General features: G+C 61.7%; 16 protein-coding genes and 1 pseudogene. 4 read left to right on the top strand and 13 right to left on the bottom strand.

All coding sequences use genetic code 11. From position 1 onward, the window contains the following. Nucleotides 1–36 precede the first annotated feature (36 nt). A complete protein-coding gene (locus tag JJL56_RS23950; protein ID WP_200486554.1) occupies nucleotides 37–546 on the bottom strand; it encodes a restriction endonuclease in 510 nt (169 codons plus the stop codon). Nucleotides 547–1036: 490 nt separating this feature from the next. Between JJL56_RS23950 and JJL56_RS23945 the strand changes: the two genes are divergently transcribed. Then, nucleotides 1037–5047, top strand: a complete 4011-nt coding sequence (locus JJL56_RS23945; RefSeq protein ID WP_200486553.1) for a hypothetical protein — start codon at nucleotides 1037–1039, stop codon at nucleotides 5045–5047. A 25-nt stretch (nucleotides 5048–5072) separates the two neighbouring features. Here the strand turns inward: JJL56_RS23945 and JJL56_RS23940 are convergent, their stop codons facing one another. From JJL56_RS23940 to JJL56_RS23920, 6 genes and pseudogenes are all read right to left on the bottom strand, one after another. Next, nucleotides 5073–6704 carry a hypothetical protein gene (locus tag JJL56_RS23940; protein ID WP_200486552.1) on the bottom strand — a complete coding sequence of 544 codons (1632 nt, stop codon included), beginning with the start codon at nucleotides 6702–6704 and terminating at the stop codon, nucleotides 5073–5075. Between the two features lie 473 nt (nucleotides 6705–7177). After that, on the bottom strand, nucleotides 7178–7465 hold the full coding sequence (locus tag JJL56_RS23935; RefSeq protein WP_200486551.1) for a hypothetical protein: 288 nt from the start codon (nucleotides 7463–7465) through the stop codon (nucleotides 7178–7180). Between the two features lie 108 nt (nucleotides 7466–7573). Then, complete coding sequence (locus tag JJL56_RS23930) at nucleotides 7574–8269, bottom strand: IS1595 family transposase (protein ID WP_425599142.1); 696 nt, start codon at nucleotides 8267–8269, stop codon at nucleotides 7574–7576. 39 nt (nucleotides 8270–8308) lie between these two features. Then, entirely contained in the window at nucleotides 8309–8767 is a 459-nt protein-coding gene (locus JJL56_RS33305) for a transposase (RefSeq protein WP_345772628.1), read from the bottom strand. After that, nucleotides 8733–9719 carry an ISL3 family transposase gene (locus tag JJL56_RS33300; RefSeq protein WP_345772627.1) on the bottom strand — a complete coding sequence of 329 codons (987 nt, stop codon included), beginning with the start codon at nucleotides 9717–9719 and terminating at the stop codon, nucleotides 8733–8735. The genes JJL56_RS33305 and JJL56_RS33300 overlap by 35 nt, the downstream gene beginning before the upstream one ends. Before the next feature lie 308 nt (nucleotides 9720–10027). Next, nucleotides 10028–10357: pseudogene (locus JJL56_RS23920) on the bottom strand (transposase); the annotation flags it as partial. A gap of 114 nt (nucleotides 10358–10471) precedes the next feature. Between JJL56_RS23920 and JJL56_RS23915 the strand changes: the two are divergent. Next, nucleotides 10472–10702, top strand: a complete 231-nt coding sequence (locus JJL56_RS23915) for a DUF6471 domain-containing protein (RefSeq protein WP_282188947.1) — start codon at nucleotides 10472–10474, stop codon at nucleotides 10700–10702. 283 nt (nucleotides 10703–10985) lie between these two features. On the opposite strand, the gene JJL56_RS23910 is transcribed toward JJL56_RS23915, so the two are convergent. From JJL56_RS23910 to JJL56_RS23895, 4 genes are all read right to left on the bottom strand, one after another. After that, the gene (locus tag JJL56_RS23910) at nucleotides 10986–12029 is read right to left on the bottom strand and encodes a hypothetical protein (protein ID WP_200486547.1); all 1044 of its coding nucleotides are present in this window, start codon (nucleotides 12027–12029) and stop codon (nucleotides 10986–10988) included. A gap of 202 nt (nucleotides 12030–12231) precedes the next feature. Continuing rightward, entirely contained in the window at nucleotides 12232–12663 is a 432-nt protein-coding gene (locus tag JJL56_RS23905) for a hypothetical protein (RefSeq protein ID WP_200486546.1), read from the bottom strand. Nucleotides 12664–13653: 990 nt separating this feature from the next. After that, entirely contained in the window at nucleotides 13654–14493 is an 840-nt protein-coding gene (locus tag JJL56_RS23900; RefSeq protein ID WP_200486545.1) for a hypothetical protein, read from the bottom strand. Nucleotides 14494–14569: 76 nt separating this feature from the next. Further along, nucleotides 14570–15274 (bottom strand): glutathione S-transferase family protein, encoded by a 705-nt coding sequence (locus JJL56_RS23895; protein ID WP_145627361.1) that lies wholly within the window; start codon nucleotides 15272–15274, stop codon nucleotides 14570–14572. A 414-nt stretch (nucleotides 15275–15688) separates the two neighbouring features. On the opposite strand from JJL56_RS23895, the gene JJL56_RS23890 reads away from it, so the two are divergent. Further along, nucleotides 15689–15961 (top strand): ribbon-helix-helix domain-containing protein, encoded by a 273-nt coding sequence (locus JJL56_RS23890; RefSeq protein WP_145627362.1) that lies wholly within the window; start codon nucleotides 15689–15691, stop codon nucleotides 15959–15961. Nucleotides 15962–16049: 88 nt separating this feature from the next. On the opposite strand, the gene JJL56_RS23885 is transcribed toward JJL56_RS23890, so the two are convergent. Continuing rightward, nucleotides 16050–16637, bottom strand: a complete 588-nt coding sequence (locus JJL56_RS23885) for a histidine phosphatase family protein (protein WP_200486544.1) — start codon at nucleotides 16635–16637, stop codon at nucleotides 16050–16052. 146 nt (nucleotides 16638–16783) lie between these two features. After that, nucleotides 16784–17593 (bottom strand): AraC family transcriptional regulator, encoded by an 810-nt coding sequence (locus JJL56_RS33745; protein ID WP_145627365.1) that lies wholly within the window; start codon nucleotides 17591–17593, stop codon nucleotides 16784–16786. Nucleotides 17594–17711: 118 nt separating this feature from the next. Between JJL56_RS33745 and JJL56_RS23875 the strand changes: the two genes are divergently transcribed. Then, nucleotides 17712–18254 carry a carboxymuconolactone decarboxylase family protein gene (locus tag JJL56_RS23875; protein WP_200486543.1) on the top strand — a complete coding sequence of 181 codons (543 nt, stop codon included), beginning with the start codon at nucleotides 17712–17714 and terminating at the stop codon, nucleotides 18252–18254. Nucleotides 18255–18390 lie beyond the last annotated feature (136 nt).

Raw genomic sequence — 18390 nt, 5'->3', positions numbered from 1 at the left:
CTCAGCGGCTTAACCTCGCGCCCGCCACCCCCAGCTTCAGCTTCGGTGAATTATCCGGGTTAGCATATCGGTGCTCACGTGATTGGCAGCGTGCACGAGGCGCTCCAGCACTGCCGTGCTCGTGAGCCAGAGCTTGTGATGAGCCTTTTCCACCTCAGGATACTTGGCCAACAGGCTGTTCAGATCACCCGCGCCGAGGATATCTTGCGTGTTCCGGACATGGGGGGCGAGTGCGGCCGAGAGCTTGTCCTTCTGAAGCGGTGTAAGGGGTAGACTGGTCACCAGCACGTATCGATCTGGGGAGAGACGCCGGACTTTGAGGACCTCGTCCTCCATGTGCGCGAGCAGTTTCGTGAACCCGGAACGGGCGAAGTGCTTGCATTGAACGATGCCTACGCCGATTGCCGCGGCGAACCTGAGATCGATCCCCTGATCCGGTCCCGGTCCGAAGGATTCAACGGATGTGTCCCAGGCAGCGCGGAGCAGGTCCCTCGTGAGATCCTCAAAGTCCTGGGGGGATAGCTGCTTGAAATCGTATGCTGGCATGGCCTTAGACATCCTGTTAGCCGGCAAATTCACGGGCGACCGCTTCTACGCATAGGGCGCAGACTGATCGGATGCCGCTTCCGTTTCAAGCTGGACAGCGGCACATCGGGCTACAGGCTGAGGATGTGATGCGAAGCAAACAACTCTGCTGTAACATCATCGACGAGGCGTATCTCTCTTAAGAAGAGTAAAAGCACGAACAAAGTCTGAAATATTCCTGTTGCCGCAGGATAGCTAAGTTGTTCCGGCAATAAGATCGCCCTCAATTCATGCGTTTGCTCCGATAGATATCGGCCTTCCGGAGCATCGTTCCTTGCCAACAATGGGGAGCTGCTCTCTTTTCCGCCCCGGACCGTGTCGTTATCCGTGACGCGGCGGCAATGCGTGGATGATTGAAAAACTTAGCCAAAGCTTATGGCTTCTTTCTCCGAAAACACGAAAGTGGTATGGTGCCGGCCACGATTAAGGTGGTGAGCGACGGGTGGCGGGGATGGCAGACGGAGCAGGAAAAGTTCCAACAAGCTCGGCGGATTCTCCGACGCGCGAACTCGCCCGCCTGTCCTTCCAGGAGACGATCCAAGCTCTCTTGGCTGGATGCACCCTGAAGCTGGCGAACGGCAAAGACTTCTCAATCGGTGAGACCGCGCGCAAGGTTCTGGCCTTCTATGCGGCGCCAACCCGCCGTTCATTGTGGGAAAAAGAAGGCAAGCGGGGATCGAAAGACGAAGCGCATGAGCTTCTTGATGCGCTCGAGTTGCCGCTGGCCCACACGGACGCGCCAGCCCCGTCTGGCGGCGGCGCCATCGTCGAATGGCACCTCATCCAGGTGAGCATCGATCAGTTCGGCGGGCTACACCGCCATTGCGACTCGGCCGGCAATGTGCCGGAGCCAATCGTCCTTCAATTTGACCAGCTTATCCATATGCTGCGCGGTCGCAACGCGGCGGGAAAGAGCCAGTTCGCCCGCGCCCTCACCTGGGGGCTTACGGGGCACATTCCACGTGCACAGGCCGAACCTGAGCCAGCCGAGACCTTAACCAACACCTACACGCTGCCGCCGCGGGACAGTTCGGGTAAGCGCGATACAGTGCTGCTGCCGATTATCGTGCCGTTTCCGGAAGGGAAGGACCTTGCCTGCCGACCGGAGGGCAAGCCCCTACTCGCGACCTCCGTCACTATGACGTTTGAGTCGGCAGGCGGCACGGCCCGTGTCTGCCTTCGGCGCACGCTGGTGCCGGAGAAAAAGGGTTTCTCCTGCCCCCTGGAGGTTCTGGAACCGGATGGCAGTGTGCGGCCGGTGGCCTCCGTGCACGCGGCGCTCGGCGTGTCGGAGATTGCGATCGAGGCCGCAGCGCTCACCATGGCGCGGCTACCGGTGCTGCGGCTGGACAGCTCCAACGCGCTGACACGCGGCATTGCCATTTTGACGGGCCTCCATCCCCTGAAGATCCTGGGGGAACGGCTGAACGCCACCGTCCTGCGCCACGTAAAGGCCGAGGTCCCGAAGGAAGCGAACAAAACGTTGAAGGAGATTGAAGAAACGTTCCAGGCTAAGGTGAGCGTTGTTGCCCAGCAGTTCCGATTGGGCGAGGCGCTACCCGCAGAGGTGCTTCCTGCTACCCCGCTGGCGGTCGACGACGGTGCTGCCTGTGAGATTGGCCTGACCGCACTCGCTACCGAACTGAAACGCCGTGACGCGGCGATGCGCGAGGCCATTCGTGCGGCCACCGGCTTGGACGTCGAGGCAGCCGACCTGAAGGCCTTGCGGAAGAAGATCGAAGCCGCCCGCCAAGCGCTTCGCTTGGACAACCTCACACGCCAAGCGGAGTTCATCGCGCTGGAGCGGATGCGTACGCTGTCCTCCGCCGACCTCGATACCGCCAAGGCGTTGCTGGTTGACGCCCAGACACAGGCCGAGGCGTTTGCGCAGCTGGACGCGGACAAGCGGCAGGCAGCGCGGCGGCGCCTCTACGCCGCTATTGACCAATGGCGCCATGCCAACGACGCTGAGGCTCCTTGGCCGCCTGATCACTGCCCGGTATGCGCCTCCGACCTAATGGGCAAGGTGGACGACGTTCTCGGCAAAGCCGTTCGTGATGCATTGGCCGCAGCCGAACGGGATGAAGCGGCCCTAACTCTGGACGCCGACGACTGGAACCGGCAAGCGCGCCAGAGCCTTCTTGATACCTTACCCGTCGCGGTCAGGCAGGCTCTAGAGGCATTGACCGGCACCTCAGCGCCGGTACTCTTCCGCGCGGCCTGCACTGCCACGGCCGCACGGTGCGCCGGACTGACCGGCGACCTCGCGCCGCTTGCGGCCGAACTGGAGGCGGAGTTCGCACGACTGGCTGCGGCACTGCCCGCTGATCCTGAGTCGGTCGTGCTCGTTCTGCCGGATAGCTTGCGCGGCTGTGCGTTTGAGGCCACTGCGAACGCAGTTCTTCGGCTCGTAACACAGGCCCAGTGGTGTCAAGCTGCGGCGGCCGACCTTAAGCGCATCCGCGATGCTCTGTTCTTTGAAGCCGGCGAGAATGGCGATCCTGCCACAGCCGGTCTCATGACCCGGCGCCTCGCTACCATCGATCAGGCACTGGTCAGCGTCGACCCCTTGGAGGCCGCAAAAGCGGCGTTGGCAGATTTGAAATCGCTGAAGGTCAAGTGGGACGCCGGCCGCCGGACACTCAGGCTCTCCGCGCAGGCTGTTCCAGCCGTGGAAGAGTTGGCCAAGTTGGACAGTGTGGTGTCTGCACAAGTCGATTCCCTGCTGACTGCGCTAGATGGACGCACGGCGGCATGGACGGATCATCTTTACCTGCCACCCTCCAATACCGCACCGGAGTTGCGCGGCACGCGTATTAAAGACGGTGCACTGCACTTGCCCGCCGAGCGAGGCGGGGTGGAGGGCGAGGGTCGGGAGCTACTGAACGGCTCACGCCTGCGCACTCACCTGTTCGCCTTCGCGCTAGCATTGGCCGAACAGATCCGCCAGCGCGACGGCGGCCTGTCGCTGCTGCTGCTCGATGATCCGCAGACGCTGTTCGATGAAGACAACCAGCGTCGTCTTGCCAAAGGGCTGGGGACTCTTCCGGGCGACGGGTTCCGTCCATTGATCGTCACGTTCGACCACCATTTCGCGGCCAGCCTGTTCCGTCAGGTACCCGATCCAGACATGATCAAGTATCTTGAGATTACGCCGCGTTCGACGGGATGGGACCGTGTACGCATCGCGCGCCACCGCCTGCACATTGACCGTGCACGCGAGGAGTGGCGGGCGGACGACCACAATCCGGCACTGATCGTCGCCTTCTGTACCGAGGCACGGCGCACTTTGGAATGCGCGTTCCGCGATTTGATCTGGCCGAGCAGCACCGCCGTAACCGGCGACGAAACTCTTCAGCCTTTGCGCGAAAAGCTGCGCGCCCTGACGCGGCGCGCCGACGTATACGCCGAGAAGCCATTCAAGGATCTCGTGGGGCATGCCGCCTTCAATGACCCAACGTTCCGAGAAGGGATCAACTGGGCGGTTCACTCTCCTGCCACACAGGTCGTATTCGCCCATGCGGAGCGGGTGGACACGCATTTGGACGCGCTACTGCGGATGGTCGACGCTGGACAGGCTCTTCTAGACCAAGCGCTGACCAACGGCCCTCTACCGACTGCTGCGACGGTCATCCCATTTCCTGAACGTCCCTGCCCAGCAGCGAAGCTGGCCGAGATTGGGCGCGCCGCCGCGCAAGACGGCACCGCCGTGGACGGCGAGGCGGTAGAAGAGGCGAGCGGACCCGTACGGCTGATACCGGGCCGCCATCGCCTGCTCGTGGTTGGGCGTGGCCTCGACTGGTTGCCCACCGTGCTGACCGCCGGCGACGTGGTCGTCGCAGATGCCGACGTGGAACCGGATAAGGGGCTCGCGGTCGTGTGGGATGGAGAACGGCAGACGCCGTTCGTCGGCTGGCTTCAGCCCGGCCGAGGTGTGGAGCATAAATTTGTCCTGCACGGCACCCCCGTTCAGCATTTGGACAAGCGAAAGGGTTTCGCCCGCGTTTTTGATAAGGACCGCTGTACGGTGCATGCTGTCGCCGGCATCCTGTTCGCTAAGGGACCAGCGTCCGCAAAGCCTCTCGATTTCCATGAGGACGACACGCCGTTTGCGGGCATGGAAGGGGCAGTGCTGATTGATGCGGGCTGGAGTGCCGCACCCGTGCTGCTGCCGGGACACCATGTGTTGGTCGGGCCAGCGTTGGGCGAGATCAATTCAACCGATGCATTGGCTGGCCGCATCTTCGCCGTACGTCTCGATAACGGCAACCAAATGGTGAAGCGCGTCGGCAATGCGCTGGACCGCACGGGAGCCGCCCGCGTTCTGGAAAGCATCGGCGAGGAAGGGGACTCCCCGCCGGTGCGCCTAGCCGAAGGGGCAGGCGCCGCGTTCGGCCACCTGCCCGCAGTAGAGGAGATGCGCCCGGTGCTCGGCTACTGGTTCGCCGCCCCTGGTTCGTAGCCCAAAGTACGCAGCCCCCGTCCAGTCAGGACTTGCTGGGGGGCAGCGCTTCCGTAGCTGGTGTGGGCGGCGCGGGGTTGTCCTTGGACGATCCATCGCCCATACCGAACCACAGGGCGAGCGCCAGAAAGACCGCAGTGAGGACCAAGAAGCTGAGCGCCAGGGGCCTAAAGCGCAAGCGGCGGCGTCGCAGCTTCGCGGCATGCAGCGCCAGCAGGCCGATGCCTCCCAGTCCGAAGCAGGACGCGAGCGCCCCGAAGCCAGTCGCTATCTTCCTGGGAACCGCGAAGTCTCCCCAGTCCTGAATGAACAGATTCATGCCCAGCGCTCCGGTGAAGAGCGTCAGCACCAAGCCTAAGGTGGCAATGACGTTCAGCCGCATGGCCGCATCGGCGATGGCGCTGTCCTCTGATGCATCAAGCACTCCCGTGACGTCGCGGGCCAGCGTCGTTACTTGCGCATAGAGGTCCGGCAAGCCGAGATGCCGACGCCATATCGCGAATAATTCCTGTCCCTGTACTTGGTTGGAAATGGTTGGAAACCATCCATGGTGAGTGAAGCGCAGCCAATCTTCCTGCGCGGAGTGAATGGCCGCCCGGAAATCGTCAGACTCGAGCCCGTATTGGTCCATAGGCGGCGTCAGCCGGTTATAAAGGCGAAGCAGCGCCGCATGCTGGTAATGTGTGATCAGCCCCATCTGGAAATAATGGCGCCGAAAAATTGTTTCTACATAAGACGGCATCGCGGGCCCAGCCTCTCCAACAATTCCGAAGTTGTAGCCGCTCAGCAGATACCGGTTACGCTGATCACTTATGTCGGGAGCCCAGAAGCGATCGTAGCAGTGTCGTTCCTCAAAGCTCGCCAAGAAGTCAGGGGCCCACGGCAATCCGGTGCCAGGCGTTTCGCAGAAGCACAGGCGCATCCAGTCCCCGCGCTCGATCGCCGTCACGTCAGGGACAGTGAGGAATAACATGGTGGGGATCCGGTCGTCGATGATATGGACGCAGCGCGCTCCCTTTCCGTCAAAATTGAGCGGTGAGAGAAGATGCTCCCAATGCCCCGCAACGGTTGGCTGCCTTCCAAGTGGGATTGTGCGCAGTTCCTTGCCTGTCCATGTTGGGGCGGTGAATCGTGCTGCAATATCCGCCGGACCGAGCCACGTTACTTCGTGTGGCAGAGCTGCCGGTGCCCCGTTGTTCCAATAAGGGGCATAACTTCGGCGGAATTGGTCCAGCACCACCTGCGCATCGCGCACCGTCATGTCCCGCGGGGAGCTAAACACTCCACTGACGTTCCAGTCGCGCACCGCAGAAGCGCCGACGCAGGCAATCTCTACCACCAGCACAACAATGCCTGGATCGATCAGGTACAGATTTAAACGATCGACCGAGAAGGTTATCGCAAATCCGTCGATGCCATCAGGTCTACTGTCACGGAATATTGCCTCAACACGGTCGATGCTGTGGTCCTTTGTGCGCCGAAAGAGACGGGTGGGCGCTGCGACGCCCGTCTCCGGCTTGGCATACAGGAGGCGCTGCACAAAGGGATGAAAGTACACCGCTTCCGCGTATTGATCGGACGCAAGTCCGCCGGTTAAGTGCTCCAGCGGATCATCTACTCTCGCCCAGATATTTGCCGCGCCAGATTTGGTCAGCATGCTTGCGACATGATCCAAACCCGGCCCACCTCCCTCGACCTCCAAAGGCCAAATCAAGACTTCACGAAATTTACCTACTGGAGTATTCTCTGCTCGCATCGAAGACACCGCAACATTATTTATTTGCTGCATCCTTACCGGATGCGGGAGCATTTATCAATATTGTGCCTAAAGTGAATTATCGCTGACGATCACATATCCTCAGAACATGCACTCATTTGTGAGTGAATCAGAAGATATATACGGTATTCGGTAGCAAACACACCCAAGTAGATCGTTTGCAAACAAATAGGGCCGCCGTCGGGGCAGCCCTTTGAAAAGGATGTTCATCATGAATGCGATTGCCGTTTTCGGATACATCACCACTTCTTCCGACATCCCCGAAGCTCCCGTCGCAGGGGTTGGGGAAATCGTAGTGGATGTTCCGCCCGGTCTTCAGGAGATCATGCGCAATAACTCGCGCTGCGCGGAGGTCATCCGCAAGTCAGTTCCTTGTTGATGTTCGCGTAGACAAACTGAAGGTCGATGCTTTTGAAGAAGGGGTGCCAATTTGGCGGCGCAATAAATGCCATTTTATTGGAGGGCGTGCGCCAGACTGGCACAACCGTTCCAGCGAGTCCGGCGCTTGATGCGCAGAATTGAAGCCCACCGATAATTTCATCCTTTTCGGAAGGCGTTTTCCATTCGAAGGAATCGTCAAGAGGTACGATGATGAGATTGACGCCCTGATGGTTTATGTGTGCAACCTTAGACTTAGACATCTTATGATCCTCAGCGCTCTGTCTTAGACGAGCAAAAACCTATGGCGGGTGCTCGCGTGAGTCGAGTCGAAATCGCTGTCGCTCAATTTCAGAGCCATTGATGGACCATTATGCCGCCTTAGCGCGCTGCCAGTATCCGCACCAATCCACGGACGGCGGCAGCGCGCCAGACCGGAAGCCAACGGCGCGGAACTGCTCCCCGTTGCTTTCGCGGCGGCGATCTTCTCGCCACGCCATTTCGGCGGCGTAGCGGGCCAGATACTTCCCGCTGATGCGGTGGTGCTGGCCCCACTGCGCGCGGCGCAGACGGGCGAAGTAGCTTTCCGCATGGTTGGTGCAGGCGCCGTCCGCGCTGTAGGCTTCCTGATGGTTGATGCGCTTCATGGCGAAGCGGGCATGCAGGGCGTTCCAGCCCGCGGCTTCATCGGCGTGCACGGTGGATTCCCGGTCAACGCGGGCCTTGATGAAGGATGCGCCTTCCTCTTCGGAGCCGAACACCATGGTCACGGTCTTGCCGCCGCGCTCACGGGCCACGACGACGACCTGGCGCTTGCCGGACTGGTTCTCCGCCCGGCGCCGGTCCTTCCGGTCTTCCTTGCGGTTCTCGGGGCGGACGTAGCCGCCGACGTAGCAGCCGCCCACTTCGACATCGACGCCTTCGCCACCGATCACGGTGCCGCGGACTTCCGCCGCCATGGCTTCCCGGAGCTTCATCGCCAGCACGTAGGCCGTCTTGTACTGAACGTCCGAGTCGCGGCCTGTAAAGGCCGGATGAAAATTGGCTCTTCCGCAAACCCGATGCAGCGGAGCCGGACGGCACGGGGCGAGCGGACCACCTCCGCTTTACGCGGTGCCAAGCACCCGTTGCCGCAGGAGGTCGAACCCGGCTCGCCCATACATCTGGCGTTTGACGGATTTGAGCCGGTTGATCTGCCCCTCCACCGGGCTGGTGCTCCAGCGCAGCGACAACGCGGCGCGGACGGCCGGCAAGTCCCGCTGCAATCCGTCGGCAAAGCCGGCCAGCGGCGTTCCGCGGGCGGCGGCCATCCAGCCATCGAGCTGGTCGGCCTTCTGGCCGCTGACGATGTCGCGGAACGTGCGAGCCAGATGGATGACGCGCTCCAGAGATGGGGAACCGGTGATCAAAGCGGCGACAAACGCCTGCTCCGTTCGGTCAATTTCCTCCGGCCGGGCCGCCACCAGCCAGGCGGCTCGCCGCCCGGAGGGGACCCGCCATGTCGATTTCGCCGCCGAGCGGGCCGCCGGCTCATTCACGCGCAGGCGGTGAACCCAATCGCGCACGATGCGGGACTGACCGGAAAAGCCGCGTTGTCGGATCTCCCGCCAGAGCTGTGTGGCGTTCCAGCAGCCTTCGCTCCAGCGCCCCCGTAGGTAATCGACGTAAGCGTCCAGCAGGTTTCCCTTCGCCGGTTGCGACCAGCTCGGCGGCTGACCAAGCCCGCAGCCAGACCCGCACCGTCTTGCGGTCCAGGCCGAGCGTCCGGGCGATGCGCGATTGCGACCAGCCTCGGGCCTGCAGGGCCGCGACTTCGGTGTACCGGGCATGGCGGGCGGCTTGCTTGGCCGCACTGCACTGCTGGCGACGTGTGGGACGGGGTAGCAGGAGAGGCTCCGGTCCGGACGCCTTCTCCGTGACCGGCTCCACGACAGCGCCGCGCGCCGCGGCCCGGAGGTCGGCATGATGGCGTTCGAAGACATGACGGACCGCGTCGCCGAGGTTGCGCAGCAAATGCCAACGATCCGCAGCCTGAATGGCTTGTGGCGCTCCCAGCCGGACACCCTCGGCGTAGGCGCCGGCGCGATCGCGGGCGACGACTTCGACCTCCGGATGGGCTGCCAGCCAAGTGGCAACGGTTTCGGCCTGGCGATCCGGCAGCAGCTCGATGGGCCGGTTGCGTTCGAGATCGACGACGATGGTGCCGTAGCGGCGGCCGCGGCGCCATGCCCAGTCATCAATACCGATGATCCGAGCGGGTGGTGGCGCAGGTCGGTCGGCGGCGCGGACCAACCGTAGCAGCGTGTCGCCGCTGACCGGCATGGCCAACCGCTTGGCCAAGCGCGCCCCCGGCTCGCCACCCATGCCGAATCCGATGTGGCGCTGGATCTCGGCGAGCCGCACGGTCCGGCGCACGCGCGGCGCCATCACGCTGGGCAGGCGTTCGGCAAAGATGCGGCACGGGCATTCCGGAGCCGGACACCGGAAACGGCGGACCTGGAGATGCAGACCGACCACGCGGCCTTGCCAGGGCAGATCCCCAAAGGCGGCGCAGATAGCGGCTGTGCAGACGCTGCGAGGCGCGTCCGCACGTTGGGCAGATGCCGCCCGCGGCGGTCGCCCGGGCGAAGATGGAAACACGATCAGGGGTGACCGCGACCCGATCGACGACGAGGCCAGCGGGGATCAGTGGCAGAAGTGATTTCAATGGCACGGTCACAGGCGAAGAGAGGCGGTGAGCGATCCCTCTATGTGCTCATCCAGCCCGCCAACCGCACCCAGCTGCACCGAATTCGCGGAAGAGCCAGTATTCAACCGGCACTGACACGGCCGAGCTGCAAGGCGCTGATGCCCTTCACTGCGTTGACGAAGATCACGATGGCGATCAGGTAGTCCCGGATCGGCAGCTTGCGCCACGCGAACAGCGTGCCCGAGGTTTCGGAGAACTGACGGCGGCACGCCTTGCACTTGAAGACGTTCCGGGTGGTGTACTCGTAGCACTTCGGGCAGCCGCAGTGCGGGCAGACCGCCGCGCCGTTCGTCTCCGGCCAGCGGATCGTCCGGAACAGCGACCGCGCTTCCCCGTCCGTCATGCGCGCGATCTGCTTCAGGCTGACCGAGCGGGCGGCGGCGGACATGAGGAAGTGCTGAGACATGGTGGCGTTTCCGCTTCGTTGATGCCGGAAACGGTATCTTTTCTGATGCGGCTTGGCAATGCGCAAGGTGTTGCATACGCTATCTCGTAAGCATATCCGACACGGAGTCAGCGCATGTCAGCCGAACAGGAATGGGTTGATCGCACCAAGCGGTTCATGAAGGCCGAACTGAAACGCCGGGACGTGACCTATGAGGATTTGGCCCGCCGCCTGTCCGAGATGGACATCCCGGAAACCAAGGCGTCGGTCGCCAGCAAACTCAGCCGGGGCGGCTTCACGGCGGCGTTCTTCCTCGCCAGCATGAAGGCGATTGGGTGCCCGGCGGTAAGGGTGGAGGATATTTGATCGAATGCGGTATGAATTCCGTCGCTGTATCTGTAGGGCGCTTACAACTCGGGCGTCGATTCCATGACAATCTAAAAGCCCGAGTTCATGAAAAAAGCCCCGGTTTCCCGGGGCTTTTTTATCCTCACCAACGGCATAAGCCGATTAGTTAGAGGTTCCTCCGCCAATATACATTTTCACTACCCCCGCTTCATACTGGTTACGCAGCACAGCCCCGTTGCCTACCCACTATTACAGGCACGAGACCCCACACAGAAGATAATGCACATTTCAGCCAAACTTTTCAACCCACCTCGGCTGGAACAATCTCCCTACCGCCTGTCTGGACAGCCAATGCCCTCACTTCTGAAGGGGCTAGGCAATCTGGAGAATCGCCGTTGCAGCGCCACCAAAATACGATTCCCTGGTGTGGAAGAACGCCGCTCTCAACAGACCACTCGTGAACGCGAGACTCTAAACTGGAAGAGCGCAACCTCGCCTCCTCGCGGTGGAGAGCATGCGCTCCCCAGTGGGTTGCCTCTTTCGGCAAACTCAACGTCAATGTCATTCCGTCGCTTGGAAGGAGGCTGCGCCAAATCTCAACATCGCTCATCATCTTTATTTCTTTGAATTTGCTGACCACCTCAACCTCTTGTCCCGGCCTTATGCTAGTTATTGTGTATTCAAATTTCTTGAAGTTGTCTGTATCTTCAGCGTTGGCGTCTCCATCAGTGATTTCGTCATTTGTTAGTTCGACGTCGTTTATTTTTACGCTGGTGATAGATGTGTACTTTTTTAAGTCGTCAAATGGTGGTTTCTCCAGTTCAATTTTCACAGTAAAGTCTTTTGGCACGCCAGATACATTGCGAACGACATAGCTTGTTGTGGCTTCTGCCACTATCACTTTGCGATCAGGTAGACATGCGTCCCAATCTCGTACGTTTTTAATGCTTAGAGTGTATATCGCCCTGTGCCTAGAGCGAACGAAATCCGCTTTAAGAACAAGATCCTCTACCTCTGCCAAAATTTCCCTTGGGATATTCCTTCCAAACGTAGAGTTAAACACATTTCTTTGAATGTCTTTGACGTGATCCGAAACGGCATCGTTTAATTCTTTCCTGGAACTTTCCTCGATTCCAATAGAAATCACCAAAGCTATCAACAGAGCAAACGACAACTCTTTGAATAAGCTAGTCCAAGTTTTTGATGATAGCAGGAACAGGCTGCTCATCTGATCAGCATGGGAAACATACTCGATATAGGTGGCTATCAACAAAAATGTTAAACTCAAAATCGTGACAATAGCGTACTTGTTCCTCTTAACATAGCCATGGATGCTTCCGCTCATGATATTCTCACTTACCGGTGTGGATATGAGCGAGGGTATAGCGCCTCCGTATGCGACCATCAACTGGCAATTGATGATAACTTAATTCGCTCCCCTTTGAGCGGATGGGTGACAAAGTTTCTCTACCGAAAGCCGGTTTCTCTCCGATGGCTTTCAGCCGTGATGCCGCGTATGCTATTCCTGGAACAGTGGCATAACGCATCTACTCCGCCACCCTCCACGCCGCGACCTTCCCATCCATGACGCGCTCTACCAAATCAGCGGCTTGCCGGGTGACGGCGTTGTGTACGAGCTTCCCGACAAGCTGCACGGTGCGTGCGTCGGTCGTGTCGAGGCCGCGGGCTTCCATGACCTTGACGGCGATTTCCTTGACCTGTAAGGGCGCCGGGGCGACGCGCAGCACGTCCAACACCATGCGGGCCAGTTCGCCCGGCTTGAACCAGTCGTTCCGCTTCCTGACGACCTTGGGTGCGATAGACTCCGGCTCGACCTCGGGAGCGTAGAGCCGCAGCACGGCGTCAATGTGCACCAGGTCGGCCCGGTGCTGGGCGATCCGCTTTTCCAGGTCTGCGATGATGCCGGAGACTTCCGCCCGCTTGGACGTGAGTCCGCTGATAACGTAGGTGTCGCCCATGACTGCGCCTCGCTCGAATGGCAGCGATAAGGGCGATAGCTTAGCGAAATCAATATCTTGCGCGAAGCGGGGGCGTGGGTGTGTTTGCTACCGAATACCGGATATGTACGCTTCTGGAAAAAGGCATGGAGCCAATGCGACTGAGCGTCCATCCACCCAATCCCGCATCCGTCTGGAACGCTTGTGGATCTAGACCATATGTTTGCCGGCCGAAAGGCGAGTAGCGGCCCGTCCCACGGCATGTCCCCATCGAAGACTGCGCCGGGCGGCCCGTTTGGCCCGCCATTGGCTCTTAGCACACCCTAGCCGAGATAGGCTCCCTCGCGCTTTGATAAATGTTGCAAGCCCTGTCATGCGCAGAATGAACCTAACGGAGAACCGCCAACTTGCCTTGGCGAAGCAAGCAGAGGTTTATTCAAAGGCACGTCAGCGGAGTTCTGGAAGCGGAGCCTTAATTTGGCTGGAGTGCGGGTGGAGACTCAGGATGGACAGCGACTTGATCCTATGAACAGGTCACAGGATAAATCAGCTCGCTCGCATCTATATCTGTGAAATTGCGACTTTTTTTCATTTAGTGCTGTAGCGCACTCGCACCTACCGCTGAAGAACCGCCCCAGAAACGGAATTGTGCTCGCATCTATAGCTGCTCCCGACACTTGGGTTGGTTGGGGGTCCTTTTCCGTGTGCACCAGACTGTGCACAGATGGTTATACGAACCCCGTGAGAATCTTCACTTTCCTATTTTTTTGAAAATTCCCTGTGCATACCTTGTGCACACGGAGCAGCCCCGTTTTGGTTCAATGGGGGCCTGAGGAGCAACGTTGAGCGAATCGAGCGCCCAACCGCGCTGCAGCCGAACCATCCCCCTTAGCCAGCGACGACGTTCACGATCCGGCCCCAGCCAGCCAACAGGTGCCGGTGCGATTGGATCAGCTAGCGCACGATGCGGATATCCGAGAGTCCGAGCTGGACCGCGAGGCGCTGATCGGTTCAGGTTGCGCGGCCGTACTGCGACGCATGGTCCGGCAGCGGGTTGGGGGCGACCAAAAGCCCCAGGCACCAGCCAAGATAAAAGCGAAGGTCCTCGTAGAACGCCTCCGGCGTATACAGCTGCAGGCCTGGGCTGTCGATCATTGCGGAGCCCGCCTGAATTCCCCAGGCCAGCAGCATCCAGCTCCCTGCCACCCACGCCGTGAGCTGGGCCAACGCCGGAATGGTGCTCGCATCCCAATGGCGAAGCACGATTCTGCTGCCAAGCAGCGCGATCAGAAAGCCCGGCACGACGCTCGTCATCACGATCGGCCACCCCCAACCATAAGACCACCCCCAACCATAAGAATGGCCGATGATGACAATCCAGACACACGCGAAGCCCGTCGCCGGTAGAGCAAGCCGGCGAGACGTACCCACGACGAACCAAGCGGCCGTGATCGCTGCCGGAATCGAAGCCCACTCGCATGCGCTGTCGATCGCTCTTGCCAAACTGGCTCGCTTGGCTTCGTCACCAGCGTGCTCAGCACCGAGATACGCAATCATCGCTTCATGGATGCATACGACGACAACCCCAAAGACCAGCGACACCAGAACGCCAAGCAGCATTCCACCGGACGGCGCGTGCGCCAAATTCCACCGCCCGGCCTTGAGCCGTTCCACCAGCGGTTCCACGAAAAAGGCGAAGAGCGTGCCGATGAACAGTGCGGAGAACAGCTCCGCGGCCCCGAAATGGCCGCGCATCAGCACAAGCCCCTGCCAGAGGAACTCTGGGGCGAAGGCACAAACCGAAACCCACAGCGTGTAGACCCCATAGGCCAAGGCACGAGTGAATGGCACGGATTGCCTCCCTCATCAAACGGCGACGCCGAGGTGATGCTGGTTCCCGTACAGTCTCGCCAGCCGCAAACACTCACTATGCGGACGGTGCCAAACTCACCAACGGGGCCGTGCGACGGCAGAAATCGGTCAGGTTGGGTTGTGCCGCGACAAACGCACGCAACGGCGTGTCGATCTCGTACCGGTAAATGTTGGGCAGGAAGCCCATCAGCGCCGTGTCGATGCTGTGTGGAGTGGCGCCGAACAGGAAAGGCCGGTCCGCCAAGGTGCCCGCGATGACCTCCAGGTCCGTGAGACCGCGGCTGTAGATTTGGCCGGTCTCGTAACGGCCGATGCCCTGGAAATGGTAGCGCTTCAGGTTGTACTGCCGTGCCGCCTCAAGCAGTGCCTCAGTGATGTCTGGATGCGTGTTGAGCAACTGGTCCCGAAACAAGGGCCAGAACCGCGGATCGGACCACCGTGAGTAGGACATCACCCAATACAGGTCGTCGAGTGTGCGCCGGATCATATGATCAATGCGTCGTTCGGCCTCACTGAGGTCACCGTCGATGGGCAGGCGATGCTGTCGGATCAGGTGCGCGATGATGAGGTCGCTGTCTCCGATCACAGTGCTGCCATCCAGGATATACGGCAACTGTCCGCGGGGGGCGTCATGGACGTCGATGATATGCTCTTGCCGATAGGACAATCCACACAGGCGCAGAAACGCCACGACCTTGAGGCCGTACGGATTGTTGTCCGCCAAGCCATAAAGGTAGGGGTAGGTGTACAGCGTGATCATAGCCGGCTCCGTCCACTTGCAGCCCGGCTGGGGCCTCGATCCGGGCCCAAAGGGGACCGGCCACGACGACATCCCCTTCGGCCCGCTGCTCAGCTTGGCATGGCGCGGCAACTGTTGGATATCCGATCATTGGAACAGGGGCCGGCACCGACCGGCGCGAAATGAGGCGCAACCAGACGGGTGGCCGATGCAATATCCGACCCTGAAGTGGGGCGGAACAGCACTTCACTCCCTTCCGGCCGGCAAACTGCGTTGGCGACCGTCACAATGCAGGGGGCGGCGGCTGCCCAGCTGTGTCATTGTGGCGCCGCGGCATGTCCCCGCGTTTTATGTGAAGTTCATCACATGTTTTTCGGCTCGGACTCCGCGACGCTTCACACATAAGAGTGCAACCTGTCGCGCAATGGTCCTGCCATGTCATCGAAGAAGCTCAGAAACGTCTATGTCGCCGGAAGGCGCACCAGCATGCGGCTGGAAGCCGCCTTCTGGGAGGGGTTGGATGAGATCGCGCAGAGGGAAAACCTGACCGTGGGCGAGTTGTGCAGCCGCTTCGCCGAGCAGGTGGGGGCCGTGGATGCCAGCAACCTGTCCAGCGCCGTACGGGTCTACGTGCTGGAGTATTTTAGGGCGGCGACGCCGAGGCGGCAGGATATCTCCTGCCACCCTCTGGCTGTTGCGGCGGAGTAATCACCCGGCGCCGGCCTGGCAACGCGAAGGCGGCCCCATCACGGCGCCGCCCCCCATGCCCGCGGGTCCCACCGCAACGCACAATCGCCTATCTGGCACCGTCGGCTTTGATGCGCCCCTCGATGGCCGGCTTGTCCGTTCCGTTCGCCCGCAGGAGAACCGACTCTCCGGACCCTGGAAAGACGCCGGTCAACGCGGTCACAACCACCTGATGCGTCACCAGCACGACCGGCGCACCATCGGCAGGCAGCCCCGCCAGAAAGCTGCGCAACGAGGCAATCTGCGCATCCCTCCCCTCACGCCGCTCGAAGAAGGAATTGAGAACCGGCAGGTCCTGCACCGGCCCGACCTCAAGAAGCCGGGCGGTTTCCCGGCATCGACACCATTGGCTCGAATATACAGTTGCCTCCCCAATAGCGAGGCTCCGCAGCCGATCACCGACCCGCCGCGCCTGTTCGCGGCCGGTCGCATCCAAGTTGCGCTGGGTCGCGCAGTCGCCGAGCTGGAAATTCGGCGGGTCCCCGACTCCGGGCGCCTCCGCGTGCCTCATGAGGACGATCAGCCCCCTCGGATCGATCTTGCCTGGATCTGCGGCCCGCCCCACCGAAGCGAAGCACGCGATCAAAACGGCAACAGCCAAGACGGCAAGCGAGCTGCGGCGGTATAACTTCAGCATTGGACCACCGCGGTTGATGGCGAACCGATGAGGCAAATATTGGTCGAGCGAACCGAAAGCCCAGGGCGCCCTGCAGCGTGCCATCCTGCAACCACGCCGCTGCGCCGTGCCTCGCTTCCGGGAGGCCCCACCCGCGGGCCAACCTTCTACGACACGTTTCCCGACAAGGCCCGCGACAGCGCGGCATGGCTGGCATAGCCGACCTCGCGCGCCGCCTGCTTCAGCGTCGCCCCCTCGTCCAGCCGGGCTCTCGCCAACTGAAGGCGCCAGCTCCGCAGATAAAGGCCCGGCGTCATGCCCACCACCTCGGCGAAGGTTTCGGCAAAGACGCTGCGCGACATGCCGGCCTCGTCCGCCATGCGCTCCAGGGTCCAGGCCGCCGACGGTTGCTCATGCAGCCGGACCAGCGTGCGGGACAGCGCAGGATGGGCCAGACCGGCCAGCAATCCCGTGCGGCCCTCCGCCCGGTCGATGGCATGGCGCAGCACATGGACGATGGCGACCTCCGCCAGCCGGTCCAGGACGACCTGACGGCCGCAGCCCTGCCCCTCCGCCTCGTCGAACAGCAACTCCAGCACCGCGGCCAGGGGCTGCGCCTGGTCGAGCGGAACGACCATGACGTCGGGCAATCCGTGCTCCAGCGGGTTGCGCATACCGCCAAGGTCGATGTCGGCGCAGACGAGGTCCACCGTGGCCGCCTCGCTCCGCCCGTCGACATCGGTGGTCAGGTGGTGGCGGTGTGCCCGCGGCAGGAGGATGGCCGCAGGCCCCATCACCTCAAGGGGGTGTCCCCGTCCGCTCTCCAGACCGAGACGCCCACCCCGCAGCAGGTGAAGGTGGCCCCCGGCGCGCTCGCCCAGCACGGCGCCCGTCCCGCAGAAGCCGCCGGCGTGAAACACCCGCGCGGCGATGCGCACACGCTGCAGGGCGGCGGCCAAACGGTCCGGCTGGTTCATGGCGGGTTCCTCGGACGATCTGCAAACAAACTCGGACGATCTGTTGCTGAGCGTATGGCTATTCTCCGCCCATGTCGAGGCGGCATCGGGTCGCCTCACCGATCAAGGACAGACGTCCATGGCCCGCATCATTCCCGTCGACCGCAGCAACCCGCCTGCCGCCGTCGCCCCGCAACTCGCCGCCATCAAGGCGAAGATCGGCAAGGTGCCGAACGTGCTGGCCACCCTGGCCCAGTCCCCCGCGGCGCTCGGCAGCTATCTCGCCGTCACAGGCGCCCTGGCCGGAGGCGCCTTGTCCGCCAAGGATCGGGAGCGCATCGCACTGGCCGTCGCGCAGGCGAACGGTTGCGACTACTGCCTGTCGGCCCACAGCCTGAGCGGCAAGGCCGTCGGGCTGAGCGAGACGGAGGTGCTGGCGGCGCGCGCCGGCCAGCCGGAGGAGCCGCGCACGAACGCCATCGTGACGCTGGCCCGGTCCATCGTGGACAACCGTGGGCGCGTCCCGACGGTGGTGCTCGAGGCCGTCCGGGCGGCCGGGCTCGACGACGCCACCATCCTGGAGGTGCTGGCCAACACCGTCGGCGGCATCCTGACCAACTACGCCAACAACCTGATCGGAACCGACCTCGACTTCCCCAAGGCGCCTGCCCTTCCGGCCTGATCGGCGGTGATGGAGGGCGGGGCATGATCTGCGGGTTCTTATGATATTTCCGCCATGCCCCGCTCCGGTCGTAGAGTCCCTGCAAGCGCGCCGACGGGGCACGCAAACGCGAAACAAGGACGGGCAAGCATGCAGA

This window comes from Azospirillum aestuarii (genome assembly GCF_016632405.1).
GTDB lineage: Bacteria > Pseudomonadota > Alphaproteobacteria > Azospirillales > Azospirillaceae > Azospirillum > Azospirillum aestuarii.
This window is presented reverse-complemented; position numbering and strand designations above follow the sequence as displayed.

Excerpts from the sequence above, each read along its gene's own strand:
- JJL56_RS23950 (WP_200486554.1), bottom strand. The coding sequence starts at position 546 with ATGCCAGCATACGATTTCAAGCAGCTATCCCCCCAGGACTTTGAGGAT.
- JJL56_RS23945 (WP_200486553.1), top strand. The coding sequence starts at position 1,037 with ATGGCAGACGGAGCAGGAAAAGTTCCAACAAGCTCGGCGGATTCTCCG.
- JJL56_RS23940 (WP_200486552.1), bottom strand. The coding sequence starts at position 6,704 with ATGCTGACCAAATCTGGCGCGGCAAATATCTGGGCGAGAGTAGATGAT.
- JJL56_RS23935 (WP_200486551.1), bottom strand. The coding sequence starts at position 7,465 with ATGTCTAAGTCTAAGGTTGCACACATAAACCATCAGGGCGTCAATCTC.
- JJL56_RS23915 (WP_282188947.1), top strand. The coding sequence starts at position 10,472 with ATGTCAGCCGAACAGGAATGGGTTGATCGCACCAAGCGGTTCATGAAG.
- JJL56_RS23910 (WP_200486547.1), bottom strand. The coding sequence starts at position 12,029 with ATGAGCGGAAGCATCCATGGCTATGTTAAGAGGAACAAGTACGCTATT.
- JJL56_RS23905 (WP_200486546.1), bottom strand. The coding sequence starts at position 12,663 with ATGGGCGACACCTACGTTATCAGCGGACTCACGTCCAAGCGGGCGGAA.
- JJL56_RS23895 (WP_145627361.1), bottom strand. The coding sequence starts at position 15,274 with ATGATCACGCTGTACACCTACCCCTACCTTTATGGCTTGGCGGACAAC.
- JJL56_RS23890 (WP_145627362.1), top strand. The coding sequence starts at position 15,689 with ATGTCATCGAAGAAGCTCAGAAACGTCTATGTCGCCGGAAGGCGCACC.
- JJL56_RS23885 (WP_200486544.1), bottom strand. The coding sequence starts at position 16,637 with ATGCTGAAGTTATACCGCCGCAGCTCGCTTGCCGTCTTGGCTGTTGCC.
- JJL56_RS33745 (WP_145627365.1), bottom strand. The coding sequence starts at position 17,593 with ATGAACCAGCCGGACCGTTTGGCCGCCGCCCTGCAGCGTGTGCGCATC.
- JJL56_RS23875 (WP_200486543.1), top strand. The coding sequence starts at position 17,712 with ATGGCCCGCATCATTCCCGTCGACCGCAGCAACCCGCCTGCCGCCGTC.